The 18,140-nt window shown below is 36.5% G+C and carries 11 protein-coding genes and 1 pseudogene; 4 read left to right on the forward strand and 8 right to left on the reverse strand.

Features of this window, described 5'->3' with window-relative positions:
- Window positions 1-176 precede the first annotated feature (176 nt).
- The 4 genes from C0975_RS07125 to malE all read right to left on the reverse strand — a co-directional run bounded on the left by C0975_RS07125 (window position 177) and on the right by malE (window position 6,206).
- Window positions 177-2,129 (reverse strand): site-specific recombinase, encoded by a 1,953-nt coding sequence (locus C0975_RS07125; protein ID WP_101775693.1) that lies wholly within the window; start codon window positions 2,127-2,129, stop codon window positions 177-179.
- Window positions 2,130-2,463: 334 nt separating this feature from the next.
- Window positions 2,464-3,354 (reverse strand): maltose ABC transporter permease MalG, encoded by an 891-nt coding sequence (gene malG / locus C0975_RS07130; RefSeq protein WP_101775694.1) that lies wholly within the window; start codon window positions 3,352-3,354, stop codon window positions 2,464-2,466.
- A 13-nt stretch (window positions 3,355-3,367) separates the two neighbouring features.
- Window positions 3,368-4,909 (reverse strand): maltose ABC transporter permease MalF, encoded by a 1,542-nt coding sequence (gene malF, locus C0975_RS07135; RefSeq protein WP_101775695.1) that lies wholly within the window; start codon window positions 4,907-4,909, stop codon window positions 3,368-3,370.
- Between the two features lie 109 nt (window positions 4,910-5,018).
- Window positions 5,019-6,206 carry a maltose/maltodextrin ABC transporter substrate-binding protein MalE gene (gene malE, locus C0975_RS07140; protein WP_101775696.1) on the reverse strand — a complete coding sequence of 396 codons (1,188 nt, stop codon included), beginning with the start codon at window positions 6,204-6,206 and terminating at the stop codon, window positions 5,019-5,021.
- Between the two features lie 386 nt (window positions 6,207-6,592).
- On the opposite strand from malE, the gene malK reads away from it, so the two are divergent.
- The 4 genes from malK (at window position 6,593) to C0975_RS07160 (ending at window position 11,958) form a co-directional block, all read left to right on the forward strand.
- A complete protein-coding gene (malK, locus tag C0975_RS07145; RefSeq protein ID WP_101775697.1) occupies window positions 6,593-7,711 on the forward strand; it encodes a maltose/maltodextrin ABC transporter ATP-binding protein MalK in 1,119 nt (372 codons plus the stop codon).
- Between the two features lie 141 nt (window positions 7,712-7,852).
- Window positions 7,853-9,130 carry a maltoporin gene (locus tag C0975_RS07150; protein ID WP_101775698.1) on the forward strand — a complete coding sequence of 426 codons (1,278 nt, stop codon included), beginning with the start codon at window positions 7,853-7,855 and terminating at the stop codon, window positions 9,128-9,130.
- 97 nt (window positions 9,131-9,227) lie between these two features.
- The gene (gene malM, locus C0975_RS07155) at window positions 9,228-10,085 is read left to right on the forward strand and encodes a maltose operon protein MalM (protein ID WP_101775699.1); all 858 of its coding nucleotides are present in this window, start codon (window positions 9,228-9,230) and stop codon (window positions 10,083-10,085) included.
- A gap of 133 nt (window positions 10,086-10,218) precedes the next feature.
- The gene (locus C0975_RS07160; RefSeq protein ID WP_101775700.1) at window positions 10,219-11,958 is read left to right on the forward strand and encodes a DUF4153 domain-containing protein; all 1,740 of its coding nucleotides are present in this window, start codon (window positions 10,219-10,221) and stop codon (window positions 11,956-11,958) included.
- Window positions 11,959-12,296: 338 nt separating this feature from the next.
- Here the strand turns inward: C0975_RS07160 and C0975_RS11715 are convergent.
- The 4 genes and pseudogenes from C0975_RS11715 to C0975_RS07180 all read right to left on the reverse strand — a co-directional run bounded on the left by C0975_RS11715 (window position 12,297) and on the right by C0975_RS07180 (window position 18,130).
- Window positions 12,297-12,662: pseudogene (locus C0975_RS11715) on the reverse strand (DUF596 domain-containing protein).
- Between the two features lie 340 nt (window positions 12,663-13,002).
- A complete protein-coding gene (locus C0975_RS07170) occupies window positions 13,003-13,362 on the reverse strand; it encodes a DUF596 domain-containing protein (protein ID WP_101775701.1) in 360 nt (119 codons plus the stop codon).
- A gap of 14 nt (window positions 13,363-13,376) precedes the next feature.
- Window positions 13,377-16,328 (reverse strand): DUF637 domain-containing protein, encoded by a 2,952-nt coding sequence (locus tag C0975_RS07175; RefSeq protein WP_101775702.1) that lies wholly within the window; start codon window positions 16,326-16,328, stop codon window positions 13,377-13,379.
- Window positions 16,316-18,130, reverse strand: a complete 1,815-nt coding sequence (locus C0975_RS07180; protein ID WP_101775703.1) for a filamentous hemagglutinin N-terminal domain-containing protein — start codon at window positions 18,128-18,130, stop codon at window positions 16,316-16,318. The genes C0975_RS07175 and C0975_RS07180 overlap by 13 nt, the downstream gene beginning before the upstream one ends.
- Window positions 18,131-18,140 lie beyond the last annotated feature (10 nt).

An 18,140-nucleotide genomic window follows, 5' to 3' on the forward strand; every position in this document is an offset into this window, starting at 1 on the left:
GATTTCCTACCTATTCACAATTTTAAACATCGGACGCCAAACATGGCGTCCCTATATAAAGTGCGGTGACTTTTTTTACAATTTTGATTAGCAAAATCGGTAGGATAGGCTTTAGCTCATCATCTTACATATCACCTCTTGATTTATTGATGCACTAAAATGGCTCCACTTGTCTATCAAGGCAAAAATAACGATAAAGGGCGTTGTTTAATCAGTTTCCACACACACTTGCCAATATCGCACCAGCTTTCAATTTGCGCATCTAATGAACGTAATGCCACACAAAGTGCAATAAAGAAACTCACCACTAGATTCACAATCCCGATCAATAACACTAACATCAGTCCTCGTAGAAACAGTTGCCAAGTGAAATCACCACTGACTGTCATATAACCTAAATTAGCAGAAGAAAAAGCCACATGCCGAATATCAAGCGGTAAATTTAATAGATGCCCCACTAACCCCGTTAAACCGAGCAATAAGCCAAAACACAAATTACCCATAATCGAACCATAATTATCGTGCCAATAATCTGCTAATTTATAGCGCATATTACGAGTCAACAGAAGACGTAAAATGGGGTGGTTACGCAAACGCATTCTCAAGTTCAAATAATTACTTCGATTATCAAAATAACCTGAAATAATCCCCGAAAAGAACAACCAAAAACCCGCAATCGCAGCAAACCATAAAGACCCTTTCATTGGATCAATAGATTTTTGCTGATATGCAATCTCTGCCTCGGAGAGTAAAGGTACACCAACATAATGCTGGTAGCCTATGGCTAGTAAACAAGCAACTAAAATAGCGAGAGTAACATTACCTAATACGGCTACCGTTTGTGAACGAAATACATCAATGAGCAATTGTGCTAATTGCAGATTGACGGATTTTCCTTGCCCACTATCTACCGTTTCAGCAAAACGGGCCGCGGTCATCGCAGGTTGTTTAGTTGCTACTGTACAATGCAACATAAAAATAAGTGTAAAACCAATACCATAATTCAACCCTTCAGCAACACCACGCCAGACACGATCCTCAATAACATCGCCCAAATAAAGTTTAAACAGTGCCATCAAGGCAATTAAAATTCCCCCACCAGCGGCAGAAAAAAACATTGCACGATATTCCTTACTATCACGAGTAATGTAATGCTCACCATGATCACTTTTATTTTGTGTAATACTACGAGCCAACATCTTGACGCTTTGTTTCCACAAATCTACTGCACTATGACTTTGCGCTGAAGCCACTGCCAAGATGCCAGTAAACACTAAAATTCGGCGCGGTGGCAAACGATCTTGTTGAAAAATGTCCATTAAAATAGCCAACCGATCAAGCGTCTGATCTAGGCGAGCCAGTAAATGTGCTACACCTAAAGTTGACCCTGCACTCGCACCACGACGATGAATACGATCAATTTGCTCACGGCATTGTTCAAACATGACTTGCAAATGCGCATCATCATAAAATACATGCTGACGCCGAGCATTCACCCAATTTGCCACTTCTCGTTGTAACGCCACAAAAGGCGAATCAGCATCCAATAAAGTCGGATCCAAACGCATCAGTTCAGGTTCTAATTCTTCTGCAGCAATCCAAATTGCTAACATTTCAATTGCAAATAGCCCTTCATAGCGTAAATGATTATGCACATTTTCACGATCTCGTTCAGTACTATGCTGTTGTAAAATATCTAATAATTTTATCCAATCTTGAATTGCAGTTGCTTGTAGCCATTCTTCATCACTTTCTTCACAAAACAAGACAAAGAAAATATCACGCAAATCATTTAAATCTTTAAAAGCAGGGTTAAAACGCTCATATAAACGTTTTTGAATTTCACGCCCAAAACCTTCTCGCCCTAAAATGCCGCAACTGATAAACAATGGATACAAACGCATTTGGCAAATCCATTGACATAGCAAAGTTGCCGCATTTGCGGCAAGGGCAGGCTGCTGATTTAACATCTGGATAAATTGAGCTAAACGTGTTGCTGCCTCTTTTTTACCTCCAGCACGTAACCATTGGCACGCTCCATTTAATAGGGTAAAGGCATTTTGTTGTTCAATTTGTGTAGTTAAAAAAGGAATAATGTTTTCCGCGTTTAAATTATATTTCTCGATCATAAAGCGCTATTCAGTTACATAAAAAATAGAAGTAGCTATGGTTAAAGCCATAGCTGAGAGAAAACAAAATAACATATTCAGCGCTTAATGAAAAATTAGGCAACGATCAAACAAGCCGTTATGCTGCCGACAAGCATAAAAGTGCGGTCGATTTTTTAGAAATTTTGATGTGTAGAAATCAGTAGGATGGGCAACCTATCATCTAGTATGTTCTTAATTTATCGGTATGCTAAAACCCATCCTGCTTTACATTATAATGGAAAAAGGGCGGATTGAGATAACCGCCCTAGAATCACTGAATAAACATAACAAGTAGAAAGGATAATGAAAGAAGTTACCCTTTTACACCACCAGCAGTTAATCCACTAACTAACCAACGTTGTGCCAATAAAAATACCACTGTAATTGGAATAGCTGACAATACTGCTGCGGCAGCAAAATCACCCCATAAATAGTTTTGTGGATATAAATATTGCTGCATACCAACGGCTAGTGTATAACTATTCACATCACGTAACAGTAATGAAGCAACAGGCACTTCAGTAATTGCCGCAATAAACGAGAGAATAAATACCACCGCTAAAATAGGTACAGAAAGCGGTAATAAAATCAAACGGAATGCCTGCCACGGCGTCGCACCATCTAGTGATGCCGCTTCTTCCAATGAGCCATCAATAGTTTCAAAATAACCTTTAATTGTCCAAACATGTAACGCAATGCCACCTAAATAAGCAAATACTACACCCGCATGGGTATTTAAACCTAAGAAAGGAACATATTGCCCTAAACGATCAAACAACGCATACAATGCCACTAAAGACAGTACTGCTGGGAACATTTGGAAAATTAACATGCCTTGTAAAATCGTCTTTTTACCTTTGAATTTCATCCGTGCAAATGCGTACGCACAAGTGGTTGAAAGCGTCACAATACCAATCGAGGTCACTGTCGCCACTTTCACTGAATTCCATAACCATAATAAAACAGGAAATGGCGGCGGGGTGACACTGCCATCAGGGTGAATTACATCAAACCCCAACGCTAATTTCCAATGTTCCCATGAAATTTCACTTGGAATAATTTCACCAATCGCTAAATTACCGGGACGCAGAGAAATGCCGATCACCATCAGCAATGGAAACATAATTAACGAAATAAATAGGATTAATAATAAGTGCGTACTAAATAAGCGATAACGCATTGATTTAGGTTGAACTATAGCCATAAATTCGTCCCTCTTAATCTAATTTAAGTTTAGTGGCTTTTAAATTGAGCAAGGCTAAACCACCTACTAATAAGAAGATAATCGTTGCAATTGCCGCAGCTAAACCAAAATCTTGTGAACCGCTTCCTTCAAACGCAATACGATAAGTATAGCTCACTAATAAATCGGTATAACCCGCAGGTGTAGTGGTGCCGATCATATCTGGGCGACCATTGGTCAATAATTGAATTAGCACAAAATTATTAAAGTTGAATGCGAATGAAGCGATCATCAATGGTGTTAATGGTTTTAGCAATAATGGGAAAGTAATTCGACTAAAGTTTTGCCATGTTGAGGCACCATCCATTGCAGAGGCTTCATATAAATCTTGTGGAATCGCTTTTAATAATCCCATACATAAAATCATCATATAAGGATAACCAAGCCATGTATTTACAATTAAAATCATGCTTTTCGCTAAGAAAGGATTATTAAACCATTCTGGTCGAATACCAAATAGCTGATTAAGAATTAAATTGATCTCACCAAAACTTTGGTTAAATAACCCCTTAAATACCAGAATGGAAATAAAAGAAGGGACAGCATAAGGCAAAATTAATAATAGGCGGTAAATCCCTTTACCTTTTAATGCTTCCCATTGCACAACGCAAGCTAACACCATACCTAAAATGACAGTGAAAATAACCGTCAGTACAGAAAATATTACAGTCCAAATAAAAATTTGAATGAAAGGTTTTTGAATGCCCTCGTCAGTAAAAATTTTCACAAAGTTAGTAAAACCTGTTGATACGGTAAAACCCGGTTCTAAGGTTTCACTGAGCCAATTGCCTTGTGTATCAACCAATTGAAAGAAACCCGTATCATGATTTGCACGATAGATTTTACCTGTTTCATTATTGGTTAACTGTTGTAAGTTTGCTTCATAATGATAACGTGGTTTTTGCTCAGAAAATTGGCGTAATGAACTCATCGTTAAGCTTTTACCATCAGGCAATATGATCTGCATTGCTTGAAGTGCACTACGATTTTGAGTAATTATTTTTAATGGTGCTGGTGTACCTGTTGGAGTGACCCCTTCTGTGACGTGAATTTCGGTATCGCTGAATTGAGTTGGCGCTGAAATAAAAATTTGATCTGTATTTTTATTATGTAGCACAATTTGCCACTGTTCGCCTTGTGGATAAAGTTTAAAGTCAAATTTATCGCCGGCAAAATAACGTTGCTCTGATAACACACTCAATGCACGTTCAAAAGCCAATTGGTTAGTCCCACTGTAATTTGTAAATGCAATAGCAATTGTCGCGACCAGCGGAAATAAAATAAAGATAATCATCCCAGTAATACCAGGATAAACATAACGCCATGCATAGACTTTTTTGCTAGTGAAAACATATACGCCTGAGGTTAAAATCACCAAAGTTAACAGAGCAAACAAATATTCACCTTGCGAATACATTAATACCACTAAATATAAATCGAGGAGCAATACAATCCCTGCAACGATCCATTTAAGCCATGACGATTGTGTGTTGGATTTCGCATGATGGGTTACCATAAAAGCACCTATTTTCATTCTGTGGGTATAACATTAATACACCCAAATCAAAATTATCTAGAAAATTGGGCAAAGGGCAGACTCATAGACCTGCCCTTACCAAAGTAGATTATTGTTTTTGGATACGGCTATGTGCATCATCTAATGCCGCTTTCACGCTTTGACGTTGATTAACAGCATTAATAATTGCACTACGCTCTGCATACCAGAATGCTGACATTTGTGGAATATTTGGCATGATTTCACCCTTTTCCGCATTCATCATTGTTGCCGCAATACGAGGATCTTGCGCTAATTTTTGTTGGAATGATTTTAATGCTACTGCACCTAATGGTTTATCTTTATTAACCATATCTAAACCATCATCAGTTAACAAATAGTTTTCTAAGAACTCAACAGCTAAGTCTTTATTTGGGCTAGCTGCATTAATACCAGCACTTAATACCCCAACAAATGGTTTAGATGGATTTCCATTTAACGTTGGCAATACCGCTACACCATAGTTAATGCCACTTTTTTCAATGTTACCCCAAGACCAAGGACCATTGATCGTTAACGCAGTTTGCCCTTTATTAAATGCGGCTTCTGCAATAGAGTAATCCATATCTGGATTAATTTCTTTTGCTTTAACCATATCAACGACAAATTGTAACCCTTTTTGTGATCCTTCATTATTCACACCAATATCATTTGCATCATATTGACCATTCGCATATTTAAAGGCATAGCCACCATTTGATGCAACAACAGGCCATGTAAAGTAAGGTTCTGCCAAGTTCCACATAATGGCACTCTTACCTTCTTTTTTAAATTTCTTATCTAGTTCTTTAATTTCTTCCCAAGATTTTGGTGGCGTTGGAAGTAAATCTTTATTGTAAATTAATGATAAAGATTCAATTGCAACTGGATAACCAATTAACTTGCCATTGTATGTTTCTGCATCCCAAGCAAAATCAACAAATTTTTGCTTAAATTCATTACTTGGATGTAATTCTGCTAATAAACCTGATTGCGCATAACCACCAAAACGGTCATGTGCCCAAAAAATAATATCAGGACCATCACCTGTTGATGCCACTTGTGGATATTTTTCTTCTAATTTATCTGGATGTTCTACTAATACTTGCACACCCGTATCTGCTTCAAATTTCTTTCCTACTTCAGCTAGACCGTTATAGCCCTTATCACCATTAATCCAAATAACCAGTTTACCCTCTGTCATTTTTGCCATCACAGATGAAGAAAGAACCAAACCAGCTACCGCAGTGAGTGTAAATTTTACAAAATTATTTTTCATAGCATTGCTCCTGAATCTTGAGAGATAATGTTGATAAGTAGAAAGATAACAAAACTTTTTTGGTGTAGCATAGAATGAAGTGAAAGCCCCCATTATTCATCATCCCCCTCTCTACGCCCCTACTTGCCATAATGTGATCTTATTAATAATTTAGTCAAAAGTGTGATAGGGATCATATAAATTTAATGGAGAAATGAGATCAAAATCACAAAAAAGCCACAAAAATACTTCAGTTAAAAAGTTCTTTGTTATAAAGAGCAAATTTTTGCTAATCCTTAAAAATTTCTTTTTAGGATGATTTTTTTCAATACAAAGTTATTCAGTATATCGTCACGACTGAGGATAGCGTGAATAACGCGCATAAATGAGATAACAACGAGGTAAATATGTCAAATGTATCACTACGCAACGTCTGTAAATCTTACGGCGATGTTCACATATCCAAAGATATTAATTTAGAAATTAACGAAGGTGAATTTGTCGTTTTTGTTGGTCCATCTGGTTGTGGCAAATCCACTCTGTTACGCATGATTGCAGGCTTAGAAGACATTACCTCTGGTGAATTATATATTGGTGATACTTTAATGAATGATGTACCACCTTCTAAACGTGGTGTGGGTATGGTATTCCAATCTTATGCTCTTTATCCTCACTTAGATGTTGCAGAAAACATGTGTTTTGGTCTAAAACTCGCGGGCATCAATAAAACAGTACGCGATCAAAAGGTAAACCAAGTCGCCGAAATCCTGCAACTAGCGCATTTATTAGATCGTAAACCCAAAGCCCTTTCTGGCGGTCAACGTCAACGTGTAGCGATTGGCCGTACATTAGTTTCACAACCTGAAGTATTCCTACTCGATGAACCTTTATCAAATCTCGATGCAGCTTTACGTGTCCAAATGCGAGTAGAAATTTCTAAATTGCATAAAAAATTAAACCGCACAATGATTTATGTCACCCATGATCAAATTGAAGCAATGACTTTAGCAGATAAAATCGTGGTATTAAAAGCGGGTGGTATTGCCCAAGTCGGTAAACCATTAGAACTATACCATTATCCTGCAAACCGCTTTGTAGCAGGTTTTATTGGTTCACCAAAAATGAATTTCCTTCCTGTTAAAGTCACCGCAGTCGAAAAAGAACGCGTACAAATTGAGTTGCCAGATGCAAATCATCATAACTTCTGGATTCCTGTGGCAGGCGATGGCGTAAAAGTCGGTGATAACTTATCACTTGGTATTCGCCCTGAACATTTAATTCCATCAGATAAAGCAGAAGTCACCTTACGCGGTATTGTTCAAGTAGTAGAACTACTTGGCAACGAAACCCAAATTCATCTTGAAATTCCAGAAATTAAACAGCCTACTTTAGTGTATCGCCAAAATGACATTGTGCTCGCTAAAGAAGAACAAATCATGGATATCGGCATTGTGCCTGAGCGCTGCCACTTATTTAAAGAAGATGGCACTGCTTGCCAACGTTTATTTAGAGAAATTGGCGTTTAATATTCTTGCCGAGCCTGTAACGCTGAGAACAACACAATGACAAGGATTTTTGGTGTTTATTGTATTACCAAGCACCATTAGCTCTAACAATATCAATAAGATATTGAACAATCATATTTATTTGGTAAAAAGAGGTCAGTTATGAATAGTAAAAAGACACTACTTGCCTTAGCAGTAACAGGCGCATTATTTGCAACACAAGCTGTTGCAGTTGATTTCCATGGTTATGCACGTTCAGGTATTGGTTGGACATCAGGTGGTGGTGAACAAAGTGCATTCAAAGCAACTGGTGCACCAGCAAAATATCGTTTAGGTAATGAAAACGAAACTTATGCAGAATTCAAATTAGGTCAAGAACTATTTAAAGATGGTGAAAAGACGATTTATTTAGATTCTAACGTCGCTTACGGCGGAATCTTACAACAAAATGACTGGGAAGATACAGCGCCAGCATTACGTGAAATTAATGTTCAATTTAAAAACTTCGCTGATAGCTTACCGGGCGCGACATTATGGGCAGGTAAACGTTTCTATCAACGCCATGATGTCCATATGAACGATTTCTACTACTGGGATATTTCAGGTCCTGGTGCTGGGGTAGAAAATATTGATCTTGGCTTTGGTAAACTCTCTTTAGCGATAACGCGCAATACTGAAGGTAACGGTGCATATAGCTGGCGATATGACGCTGCAACAAAAAAATATATTCGCTCAGATAAAGACCAAAAAGTATACAATGATGTTTTTGACATCCGTTTAGCAGGCATCAAAACCAATCAAGATGGTTCTTTAGAACTTGGTTTTGACTATGCTAATGCACATGTTAAAGATGGTTTCACTTTTGAAGATAATGCAACCAAAAATGGTTTCATGTTAACCGCCGAACATACTCAAGGTAACTTCTTTGGTGGATTTAATAAATTCACTGTTCAATTTGCTAAAGATTCAATGGCAGCAGATTGGAACGTAGGTCATGCAAAAGGTAGTTTAACGAATAACCGCGGAAAAATGCTTCGTTTAATCAATCAAGGTGTTGTTCAATTGAGTGATAAAGTCGAAGTCATGCACGCACTCATTTTCCAAAAAACGGATCTCGATAATAAACAAGGAAATACTTGGTACTCCGCAGGTATTCGTCCAATGTATAAATGGAATAATACGATGAGTACTTTAATGGAATTAGGTTATGACCGTGTTAAAGATCAAGCTACAGGTAAGAAAAACGACCTCACTAAAGTGACCCTTGCTCAACAATGGCAAGCTGGTAGCAGCATTTGGGCACGTCCAGCAATTCGTGTCTTTGGTACTTACGCACACTGGAATGATAAATTTGGTGATCGCGTAACCGATCCACACAAATTTGGTAAAGCCAAAGATGGTGAGTTTATCTACGGCGTTCAATTTGAAGCTTGGTGGTAATCGCCACATTGGTTAAATAAAACCTAAAAAAGATGGCATAGGGAAGTTCTTTGTGCCATCGACTAATCTAATTTAATTCGTTGATTGCGAGGTTAATATGAAAAAAATCTTATTTGCGACCGCACTTTTGGTTACAGCAAGTTTCAGTTATGCCAATCCTGTTCATATTAATTCACAATCACTTTCACAACTACAATGGCAAGATGTGCCTTATTCGCAATCAGTAAAAACTCAATTATCAACACAACAAAACCAAGCCTTTACCACGCATTTTGCAGGTACAGAAAGTCCTGTTGCCGCTTATCGTATCCCTGCAAATCAAGGCACATTGACGATTGAAATCACCAGTCCGGTAATAGATAAACAACTATTTGTGCCAAGTGCGGTCATTTTAGATGGGAAATTCAATATTGCTGCCACTTATCCTTCTTCTACTTTCACATTCCAAGAAGAACGCGGTTTAAAACCAAATCGCTTAGAAGCTGAATTAAGTTTAACGCCAGTAGCTGGACAAGATTATATTTATTTACTGATCTATACAACTGCACAAGATTTAAGCAAAACTACGATGATGCCACATCCTGCTAAAGTGTTTGCTAAAGCGACAGGAAAACAACCACCCGCCATTCCTGATATTGAAGTTACACATAGTCGTCAAGGTGAGATTATCGTCAACGTCACTCATTCACAAGGTACACAATTTATTGGCTTACCCAACACATTATTTGAGAAAAAACCAGCAACGCCAATAGGTAAAGTACAACCAATTATGCCGCCAGCTCAAGCGGTGACAACGCCAGTAGATAAAGAGACCGAAGCCTATTTTAATCAAGCAGTGAAGAATGCGTTAAAACAAAATGATATTAATCGCGCATTGAATTTAGTTAATGAAGCAGAAAAACTCGGTTTGACCACCCCACGCAAGATTTTCTTACAACAAGTTTCCTCTAAATAAAAATCATATAAATGTCTTTTTCATTATGAGTTTTCGCCACAGTTCGCTGTGGCTTTTTTATTCAAGCTACCCAACTAGTCACAAAAACATTAAAATGATTTTATTTAAGCGATTATTGTTTAAGGAACGAAAAATGCATCTCATACAGTCCCTCACCAATACGGCAAAAGACTTGACAAGCAAGTATCCTTTAGCTGTGTTGTTTGTTTTAGTCAGCACTTCATGTATTCCTTTCATTCAAGATGACAACATTTCCTCTTATGCCATCTTGATTCTATTATTGCCGATTTATTTTTCGACAGCATTAATGTTGCAAAAAGTCAAATATGCTCCTTGGATCACAATAAGTTACGCCATTGCAATCACCTTAGCTTTTTATTTTGCTGAACGTGATATTTATGATAACCATGCCTATTGGGGATTATTGCTTATCCACTTTTTGCTGTTTATTACTTATCCACTAGCGAAAGATAATCGACATTTTATCTACGATACAATATCTCGTTTTGCACAACTTATTCTGTCTATTGCCGTTGCATGCATTATTTGTCTTTCTGTACTACTCATTTTTACTAGCATTGAATATCTATTTAATCTAAATATTTTGACATCCTATGTAGTACCTAAAACGATTCTATTTACCACTTTTTTCTTCACGCCCATTTTATTTCTTATTTTTGAACAACGTTTAGCGAACAATTTCCAAAATGAACGTTTTCACTATGTCATTGAACTGGTGATTAACTTTATTTTCTCACCTGTTGTCATCATTTATACCTTCCTTGTGTATCTTTATTTAGCGAAAATTCTCCTTCATTTTGAGTTACCACAAGGCGGAGTAGCCTACATCATTATGCCTTACATCGCGCTAGGTCTACTGTGCAATGCGCTACGTTTATTATTAACTGAACCTAAATGGGCATGGTTTTATCGCTATTTCAGCTATCTTTCTATTGCACCATTGATTTTACTGTGGTTAGGTATCAACGAACGTATTACCACTTATGGCCTAACTGAAACAAGAGTCTTCTTAGTCATGATTGCCAGCATCATTACGTTGTTTGTCTTATGCTGCATGAGCCAGCGATGGTTACAATATCGCTTATTTACACTAACCACTTGTGCCGTTATTTTCGCTGGTATGATACTTACCTCACCTTATCAGCTAGCCCAACAAAATCAACTTGTGCGCTTTGAACGACTGTTAACCGAACTTAATGTTCTCGATAAAAATGAGAAAATTAGCGCCCAAATTTTTGAGAAAAATTTTGCGAAACAGTTAAGCAGTAAGCAAGCTGCAAAATACAAACTATTAGATGATATTATTGAGCGTTATATTAAAACTAACCCACAGGCAATCACGAAATATGGTAAAGAAAATCTTGATTACTTATCTGGTTTTTACTACAACCAAATTGTCTACAATAATAATTACCAAGATAAATATGCTTCTATTAGCTTTTATGCTTATGACGCAAACAGAAACTATAAACAAGCCATTGATATTCAGCCTTATCAAAAACTGTATCTGATCAACGGTTATATTGATACAAAAACACAAGATGAAGTATCAGAACAAGATAAATCTCAATTATTCCAACGTCACTTTGCGTTTATCGATGAAGATTCTGGCTATCAATATAACTTCAGTGAAAGTTACTTTGCAGAGGTATTTAAGTCAGCAGGATTGGACATTCATCAAAAATACCAACAAGAGGAATTGCTTCCTTTAGCTGAAAAACTCACTAAAGTACCAACGGAAGAAGGTGGGCTATTAATTTTCCGTGATATTGATTTTAAATACGAAATACATGGTGATATCAAAGGCTATGTTTATCAAGGCGGCTATATCGAATTCTACCTTGCCCCTTAACAACACGAAAAAGTGCGGTCAGTTTTGACGAGTTTTTTGCATTCAGACAAGCTGCACTTTCTCTTCCTATTCTCGCAAGTATCCAAACTCGCATCTAACCTAAAAAAAGCGGTATGTCAAAATTTACTCAAAACATACCGCACTTTTTATCTAATCAGGTCCAATCTTCATAACTTTGATAGCGCTCATCTCTGACGAGTGCTTTAACAACAAATGAAAAACGCACTCGTGTAAACACGAGCGCGAATTCAATCAACGATATAACCTCATCTTACACAAAAAACAGTCAATTCCTCAAAGTGTAAAACTTTTTCAAAATTGACCGCACTTTTATCTCGCTAAGTCCATTCTTCATAGCCATCTTCGCAAATCCACACTGCGCCTGCTGGGGCATAAGTAATCCACCATGTATTATCAATATCATATTCCATTTCATTTTCATCATAATGATCTGGTCAGGCTTGGCGAAATAAATCAATCTGTTCTTCAATCGACCCTTCGAGGAATTTACCGTTAGTCGCTAACTTGAGTTCCCCTGTTTTCATTAAATCTGCCATCAATTCTAAAAACATTTCTTTGATTTCAGGTTTATCTCTTATATCTCCATAACACACCTGAAAACTGGAAAACATACCAATTAATGTAAGTCCTCGATTATTTTCAATCACTCGTTTATATTGTGTTTCTGACATTTTTTCTAACATATATTTCTCCTCAATCTATTGAAATTTTAGCTCAAATTGTTCTTTATCCCATAACCTAGCATTATCAGATTGTTTTTTAATATTAATATCAATCGTCCACCTAGCTTTACTTTCAGTATCAGAATTTGAATAATTTCTTAAATTAATACTAGCCCCTTTCAATTTTCCCTTTGATAGCGCTCGTCTCTGACGAGTGCTTTAACAACAAAATGAAAAACGCACTCGTGTAAACACGAGCGCGAATTCAATCAACGATATAACATCATCTTACACAAAAAACAGTCAATTCCTCAAAATGTAAAACTTTTTCAAAATTGACCGCACTTTTATCTAGTTAGATCTAATCTTCTTCCTCTTCATCCCAAACCCAGACAGCTCCTGCTGGAGCGTAAGAAATCCACCATGAAGTATCAATATCATATTCGATCTCATTATCGTCATAATGGTCAGGCCATGCCTGACGAAAAAGATCTATTTGTTCTTCAATACTACCTTCTAAAGGTTTTCCACAATTAGCTAATTTTAATTCCCCTTTTTTAACCAGATCTGCTATTAATTCTAAAAACATTTCTTTAATTTCTGGTTTCTCTTTTACAAACCCATAATGGGATTGAAAAGCCCAAAATAAAGCATCCAATTCTAACCCTTTATTTGTTTTTATAATCTCAGTAATTTCTTTATTTGACATCTTTTCTAACATAATATATTCCTATCTTATTGAAATTTTAATTCTATTTTGGGTTTATTCCAAAGTTTTATCAATTCATCCTGTTTTGTATTCACTATATCTAATGTCCATTTAGCCATTGTTTCATCTTGTGAATGTGAATAATTTCTCAAATGAATTTTTGTCCCTTTCAATTTTCCTTCTGTAGGTTGTATAACATATAACATCCCCTGATCGCCAGAAATAGAGGTCTTATTCGGCATTATCCGTACATCTGGTAATTTATCTACCCCTGCAATTTGTTTCGTCAATTCAAAAATTTGTGTTGTATTTAATCCTTGGTAAACTGAAGCATTTCTGCTGAAATCTTGAATAGGTGTAAACACTTTACCATCCATTGTTAAAACCAAATCTTTATGCTTAAAATCAGGTTTATTAATTTGGTGAGCCAAGCTTTCAACACGTAACTCATGTAACTTTTGCTGGCTCGGTAGGTAAATTTTATTAATCTTTATTTTAGTAAGTGCTTGGCTATTATTTTTAGCTTTACCCATATTTAATGCAAATGCAGCAAGATATTCTACATTTAACTTACGCGATGCAGCTTTTTTAGCCTGCTCATCCGAAAAACCAAACGCTTTAAAACTTTCTATATAACCATTATAAATATTTCTTAATGTTACTGAATCCGCATCTGTATAAGACAATAAATCCGTTATATCCACATAACCTGGCTGATGTTCTCTAGGATGATAGATTGTCAATGGAATATAACTTTTTAATGCAGCAAATGCTTTACTACGTTCAGTTGAACAAGCCTCACTAGACACATTTTTACAAGCAGCAAATGCTTTACTACGTTCAGTTGAACAAGCCTCACTAGACACATTTTTACAAGCAGCAATTAATCGGTTACTCGATTCCAAATCTTCAATAGCCAATACAAATAATCTTGTTTGTTCTTCATCAGATAACTCGCGTTTGCCCGATTCATAAATTAATCGTTGTTTTTCTCTTTCTTTCTCTGAAGTAAGATAATTATTTTTTACTGCAATTGTTGCAGTATCAACAGTCATATTTACATCTGCATTAGTTAATGCAGCGATACTCCCAACGATCAATTTTGTTTTATTTAAAATAGAACGCTTTTCATCAAAAGTTAACTCACTTGCACCATTGGCTTTCAATATTTGGTTACCAAGAATTTCTGCAACAATCTCCCCAACAGCTGCCCCCATTGCCCCATCAGAGCAACGTCCTTTTTGCGCGCTTGCAGCTGCACAACCTGTGACAGCGTGAGCGAGTTTATGCGCGACTTGGCGATACCAAACTTGCTCATTACCCACTGTAATTCCCTTAATATGCTGGGCAAGCTCTCCGTGTAAAGTTTGCGCCAAAGCAGCGATAATTGAGCTTTCTAAACTGTTTGACAAACTGCCACCGTTAATCGCAGTATGTACCACAGCGGATGTACCAGCATTAATCAAACTCTCGGTTAAACGATCGCTAAATTGGCTAGCTTCTGTTACTTCTGCTAACCCCACCGCACCTAATACTTGATGAGCAACGCCGGCTGTCACAACTGAAGTGGCTAAATTTTTCACTGTGCGACTACGACCTAAATCTTTTAAAGCGCGTCCTACATCGCCTTTATTGTTGACCACAGCAATCGCTGCTTGACTGGCTAAAGAAGCTACTGCTGCATTTGCCATTGCTGCAGAAACCGTCCCTTTCGCGGCGCCAATTAACGCAGCACCAGCCCCTGCAGCACCAGCCCCAGCCGTGACAACAGCAACAGCAATTGCAATCAATGCCGCTGCGGCACCAGTTAAGCCCTCATGCTCATATTCCCATTTATCATAAGCTAGCGCTACTTGGTTCCAGTTTACATTTCCATTGCTTTTTAGTTCTTTTAAGTATGCATATTCAGGTTTTTGAATCAATTTTTCTAATTCAGTTTTTAAATCGCCCTCTGGAATATCAGCAATAATGCCATTTGGTGCATCAAAAATTGGTTTTTCACCTTTAAAAGAAGGTAAAATCAAGCTTTCTACTAATTCACCTTTTCCTGCCATTTTTTGCCAGACTAATGAACTTGATTCATAAGTTTCTTCAGTTTGAATCGTAGTTTTAATCCCTTTTAAAATTAATTTGGCATTTTCACGCGCTTTTTCACCAACACCAACGCGAATTTTTGCGCCAGTTAAGGTATTCTCAAACTGAGTACCCTGTAATAAAGTATCCCAACCTGAAGTTAAATTTGTACTCTGTGCTACTAAACGAGAAGGTAATGCCGTTTTCATTGACTGAGTACTAGAACGATCTGACTTGTTATAACGAATACCTAAAAATTTAGACCGTTTATGACTTTCTAGTTTGTTATAGTGAATTTCATCTACAGCATATAAATTCAGCCCTTGTCCTGCCGTGATGTCAATTGTGCCTTTTGGTGCATCAAATAAAGTAGCATAAGCATTCAAATTACCACCAGCCTGAATATCAATTCCTTTTGCTGCTGCTAAAATTGTTGGATCTGCTTTAGCATGGCGGTGTTCTTTAATTTCAGTAACATACTTACGTTTATACCATTTACCTGTTTTATAACTGTGCTTATCATAAGTATAAAGTTCGCCTTGCCCTGATGTTAAATCAATATCTTGGTAAGCTTGTAAATTGATTTTTCCTTCATCAGAAGAAAGGTGAGAAGCACCAATTGTTAACATACCATTTTGTGCAGTAGTGGAAATATTGACTCCTGCTTTGCCACTAATAACCGTTGGGTTATTAAAAATTCCATAGGCATAGTGATTGCCACCACCATATTCATAGGAATCAAATACACCATTAATATTAATCGAAGTTAAAGGAGAGTTTTCTTGTTGTGGTAATAAGCCTACTGCATGAATATTAATCGTTTGATCTGCATTTAGTTTTGCACCTTCAATATTAATCCCTTGCTCAGAAAAAATATTGATATTTTTGCCTGTTAGTTCTGCCAACGTATATTCATGACCACGACCTTTTTGGTTAAGAATGGAAAGGATTTTTCTAGTTCGGCTTTTTGTTTTTTTTCTTCCTTAATTGGTAGCTCAAGAATTTCTAATTTCTTTTTAATATTCATAGCTGATGACAATCTAGCTCCTAAACTTGCTCCTCCAGAAATTTTAGATGCTTGAATATATTCTTTTGATGTTCTAACGTTATTAATAATTTGACTTAATTCATTTATTTTATTTACAAAATAATCATTTCTTTTCTTTGTAATGTAATTACTAAATAAGGCAAAAACACCATTAATAAATAATGAATCTTTATTAGTAATCAACGAAATATCATCTTCTGCTTTTAATTTTGCTGCATTAATCTCAATTTTAGGTGAAACAAATTTAATTTCGCCTTTTGCATTTAATAGAACTGGGTATTCAATAATGTTATCACTATGTGTTTCTATTTTATTTATTCTAGCAAAACTTCCTCTTTGTTTTTCATACCTGACTGAAGTTTCTGTTTTAGTCTCAAACAAAGTATCTAATTGAATCTTGCCATTTTGACTACGTAAGAAAAGATCATTATCTGCGCTTACTGAAGTATCATTTGCTAAATGAATATCATTTTTACTTAATAATGATACATTGCCTTTACCACTGGTTAACTGGCTCTCTGTAATCTCAATATTGGCTTTACTATTTAGCAATACTCCCGTACCTACGTTTTTATCTGTTTGTTGCACCTTAGTATTGGCTAGTTTTACTTTACCTGACGCGCTTAAAATGACCTGATTTTTACCTTCAATCTTGCCCTTAGTGGATACAATATCTTGATTTTTACCCACTGTTTCTAATACTAAAATAGATTTGTCACTATCGTGCTGAGCAAGCATATCCCCCACATTTTCAATTCGCCCTGAGGAAGTAACAACCAATCGATTATTTGCTTTTAATTGCCCAGAGTTTTTAACTCCCACACCATTTTCATTCGCAATTAAATGAATACTGTTAGCATAAATTCCTCCAAGCTCAGCAATATCAATAGCTACCTCAGATGTTGATGTTCCCTCTCTTTTTTCTAACACTTGACCAGAAACATAATCTACTTTTTGATTACCTGTTGAAATACCAATTTGATTAGCCTGCAATGCCCCCTGTACTTCTACAGCTCGAGCAAGAATTTCGGTGTAATCTGTTTCGCGGTTATCAAAACCTTTGCTACCAATAGAAACTGTACCTTGCTGCATATCAATTGCTTGTACAGCACCATTTTTGACTTCAATCTGCCCTGTTGTTAAAGTAGAACGCCCAACATTTTTAAAGCCACCACCATTAACCTGAATACCCGATGGATTAGCAATAATCACATCAGCTTTATCACCAATCACACTGACTATGCCTTCTAATTTACTTGGGCTATTAGAACGCACTTCATTTAAAATAACTTTGGCTGTACCTTTGGCTAAATGTGGATTACTCGTACGATGGTTATTTAAAGTTGCACCATGTGTATCCACATCAAATTGCGTATAACGGTTATGACTTAAACCATTAGCATTCGGTGTTTGAATATTAATTAATGGATTGCCTTGTCCATCTTTTAAAATAATAGGTTGTTGATTTTGTGGTGCTTGATTATCCGCAATAATATTGGCATAACTGGGAACAATGGATTGAAAGAGAAAACTGGTAATAAGACAAGTCGTTTTGAGTTGGTGGGAAAAAGAGCAATTGAGTTGTGATTTTTTTCTCACATAACATTGTGGTTTACGCTTTTGTACATTTTTATTACCAGTATGATTTAATTTACTCATGCCAATATCT

The organism is Pasteurella oralis, assembly GCF_002850605.1.
In the GTDB taxonomy this organism is placed as follows: domain Bacteria; phylum Pseudomonadota; class Gammaproteobacteria; order Enterobacterales; family Pasteurellaceae; genus Pasteurella; species Pasteurella oralis.

What these genes read in the sequence shown, in the direction of transcription:
- malG (WP_101775694.1), bottom strand. Translation starts at nt 3,354, where the DNA reads ATGGCTATAGTTCAACCTAAATCAATGCGTTATCGCTTATTTAGTACG.
- C0975_RS07180 (WP_101775703.1), bottom strand. Translation starts at nt 18,130, where the DNA reads ATGAGTAAATTAAATCATACTGGTAATAAAAATGTACAAAAGCGTAAA.
- C0975_RS07150 (WP_101775698.1), top strand. Translation starts at nt 7,853, where the DNA reads ATGAATAGTAAAAAGACACTACTTGCCTTAGCAGTAACAGGCGCATTA.
- C0975_RS07160 (WP_101775700.1), top strand. Translation starts at nt 10,219, where the DNA reads ATGCATCTCATACAGTCCCTCACCAATACGGCAAAAGACTTGACAAGC.
- malK (WP_101775697.1), top strand. Translation starts at nt 6,593, where the DNA reads ATGTCAAATGTATCACTACGCAACGTCTGTAAATCTTACGGCGATGTT.
- malM (WP_101775699.1), top strand. Translation starts at nt 9,228, where the DNA reads ATGAAAAAAATCTTATTTGCGACCGCACTTTTGGTTACAGCAAGTTTC.
- malE (WP_101775696.1), bottom strand. Translation starts at nt 6,206, where the DNA reads ATGAAAAATAATTTTGTAAAATTTACACTCACTGCGGTAGCTGGTTTG.
- malF (WP_101775695.1), bottom strand. Translation starts at nt 4,909, where the DNA reads ATGGTAACCCATCATGCGAAATCCAACACACAATCGTCATGGCTTAAA.
- C0975_RS07125 (WP_101775693.1), bottom strand. Translation starts at nt 2,129, where the DNA reads ATGATCGAGAAATATAATTTAAACGCGGAAAACATTATTCCTTTTTTA.
- C0975_RS07170 (WP_101775701.1), bottom strand. Translation starts at nt 13,362, where the DNA reads ATGTTAGAAAAGATGTCAAATAAAGAAATTACTGAGATTATAAAAACA.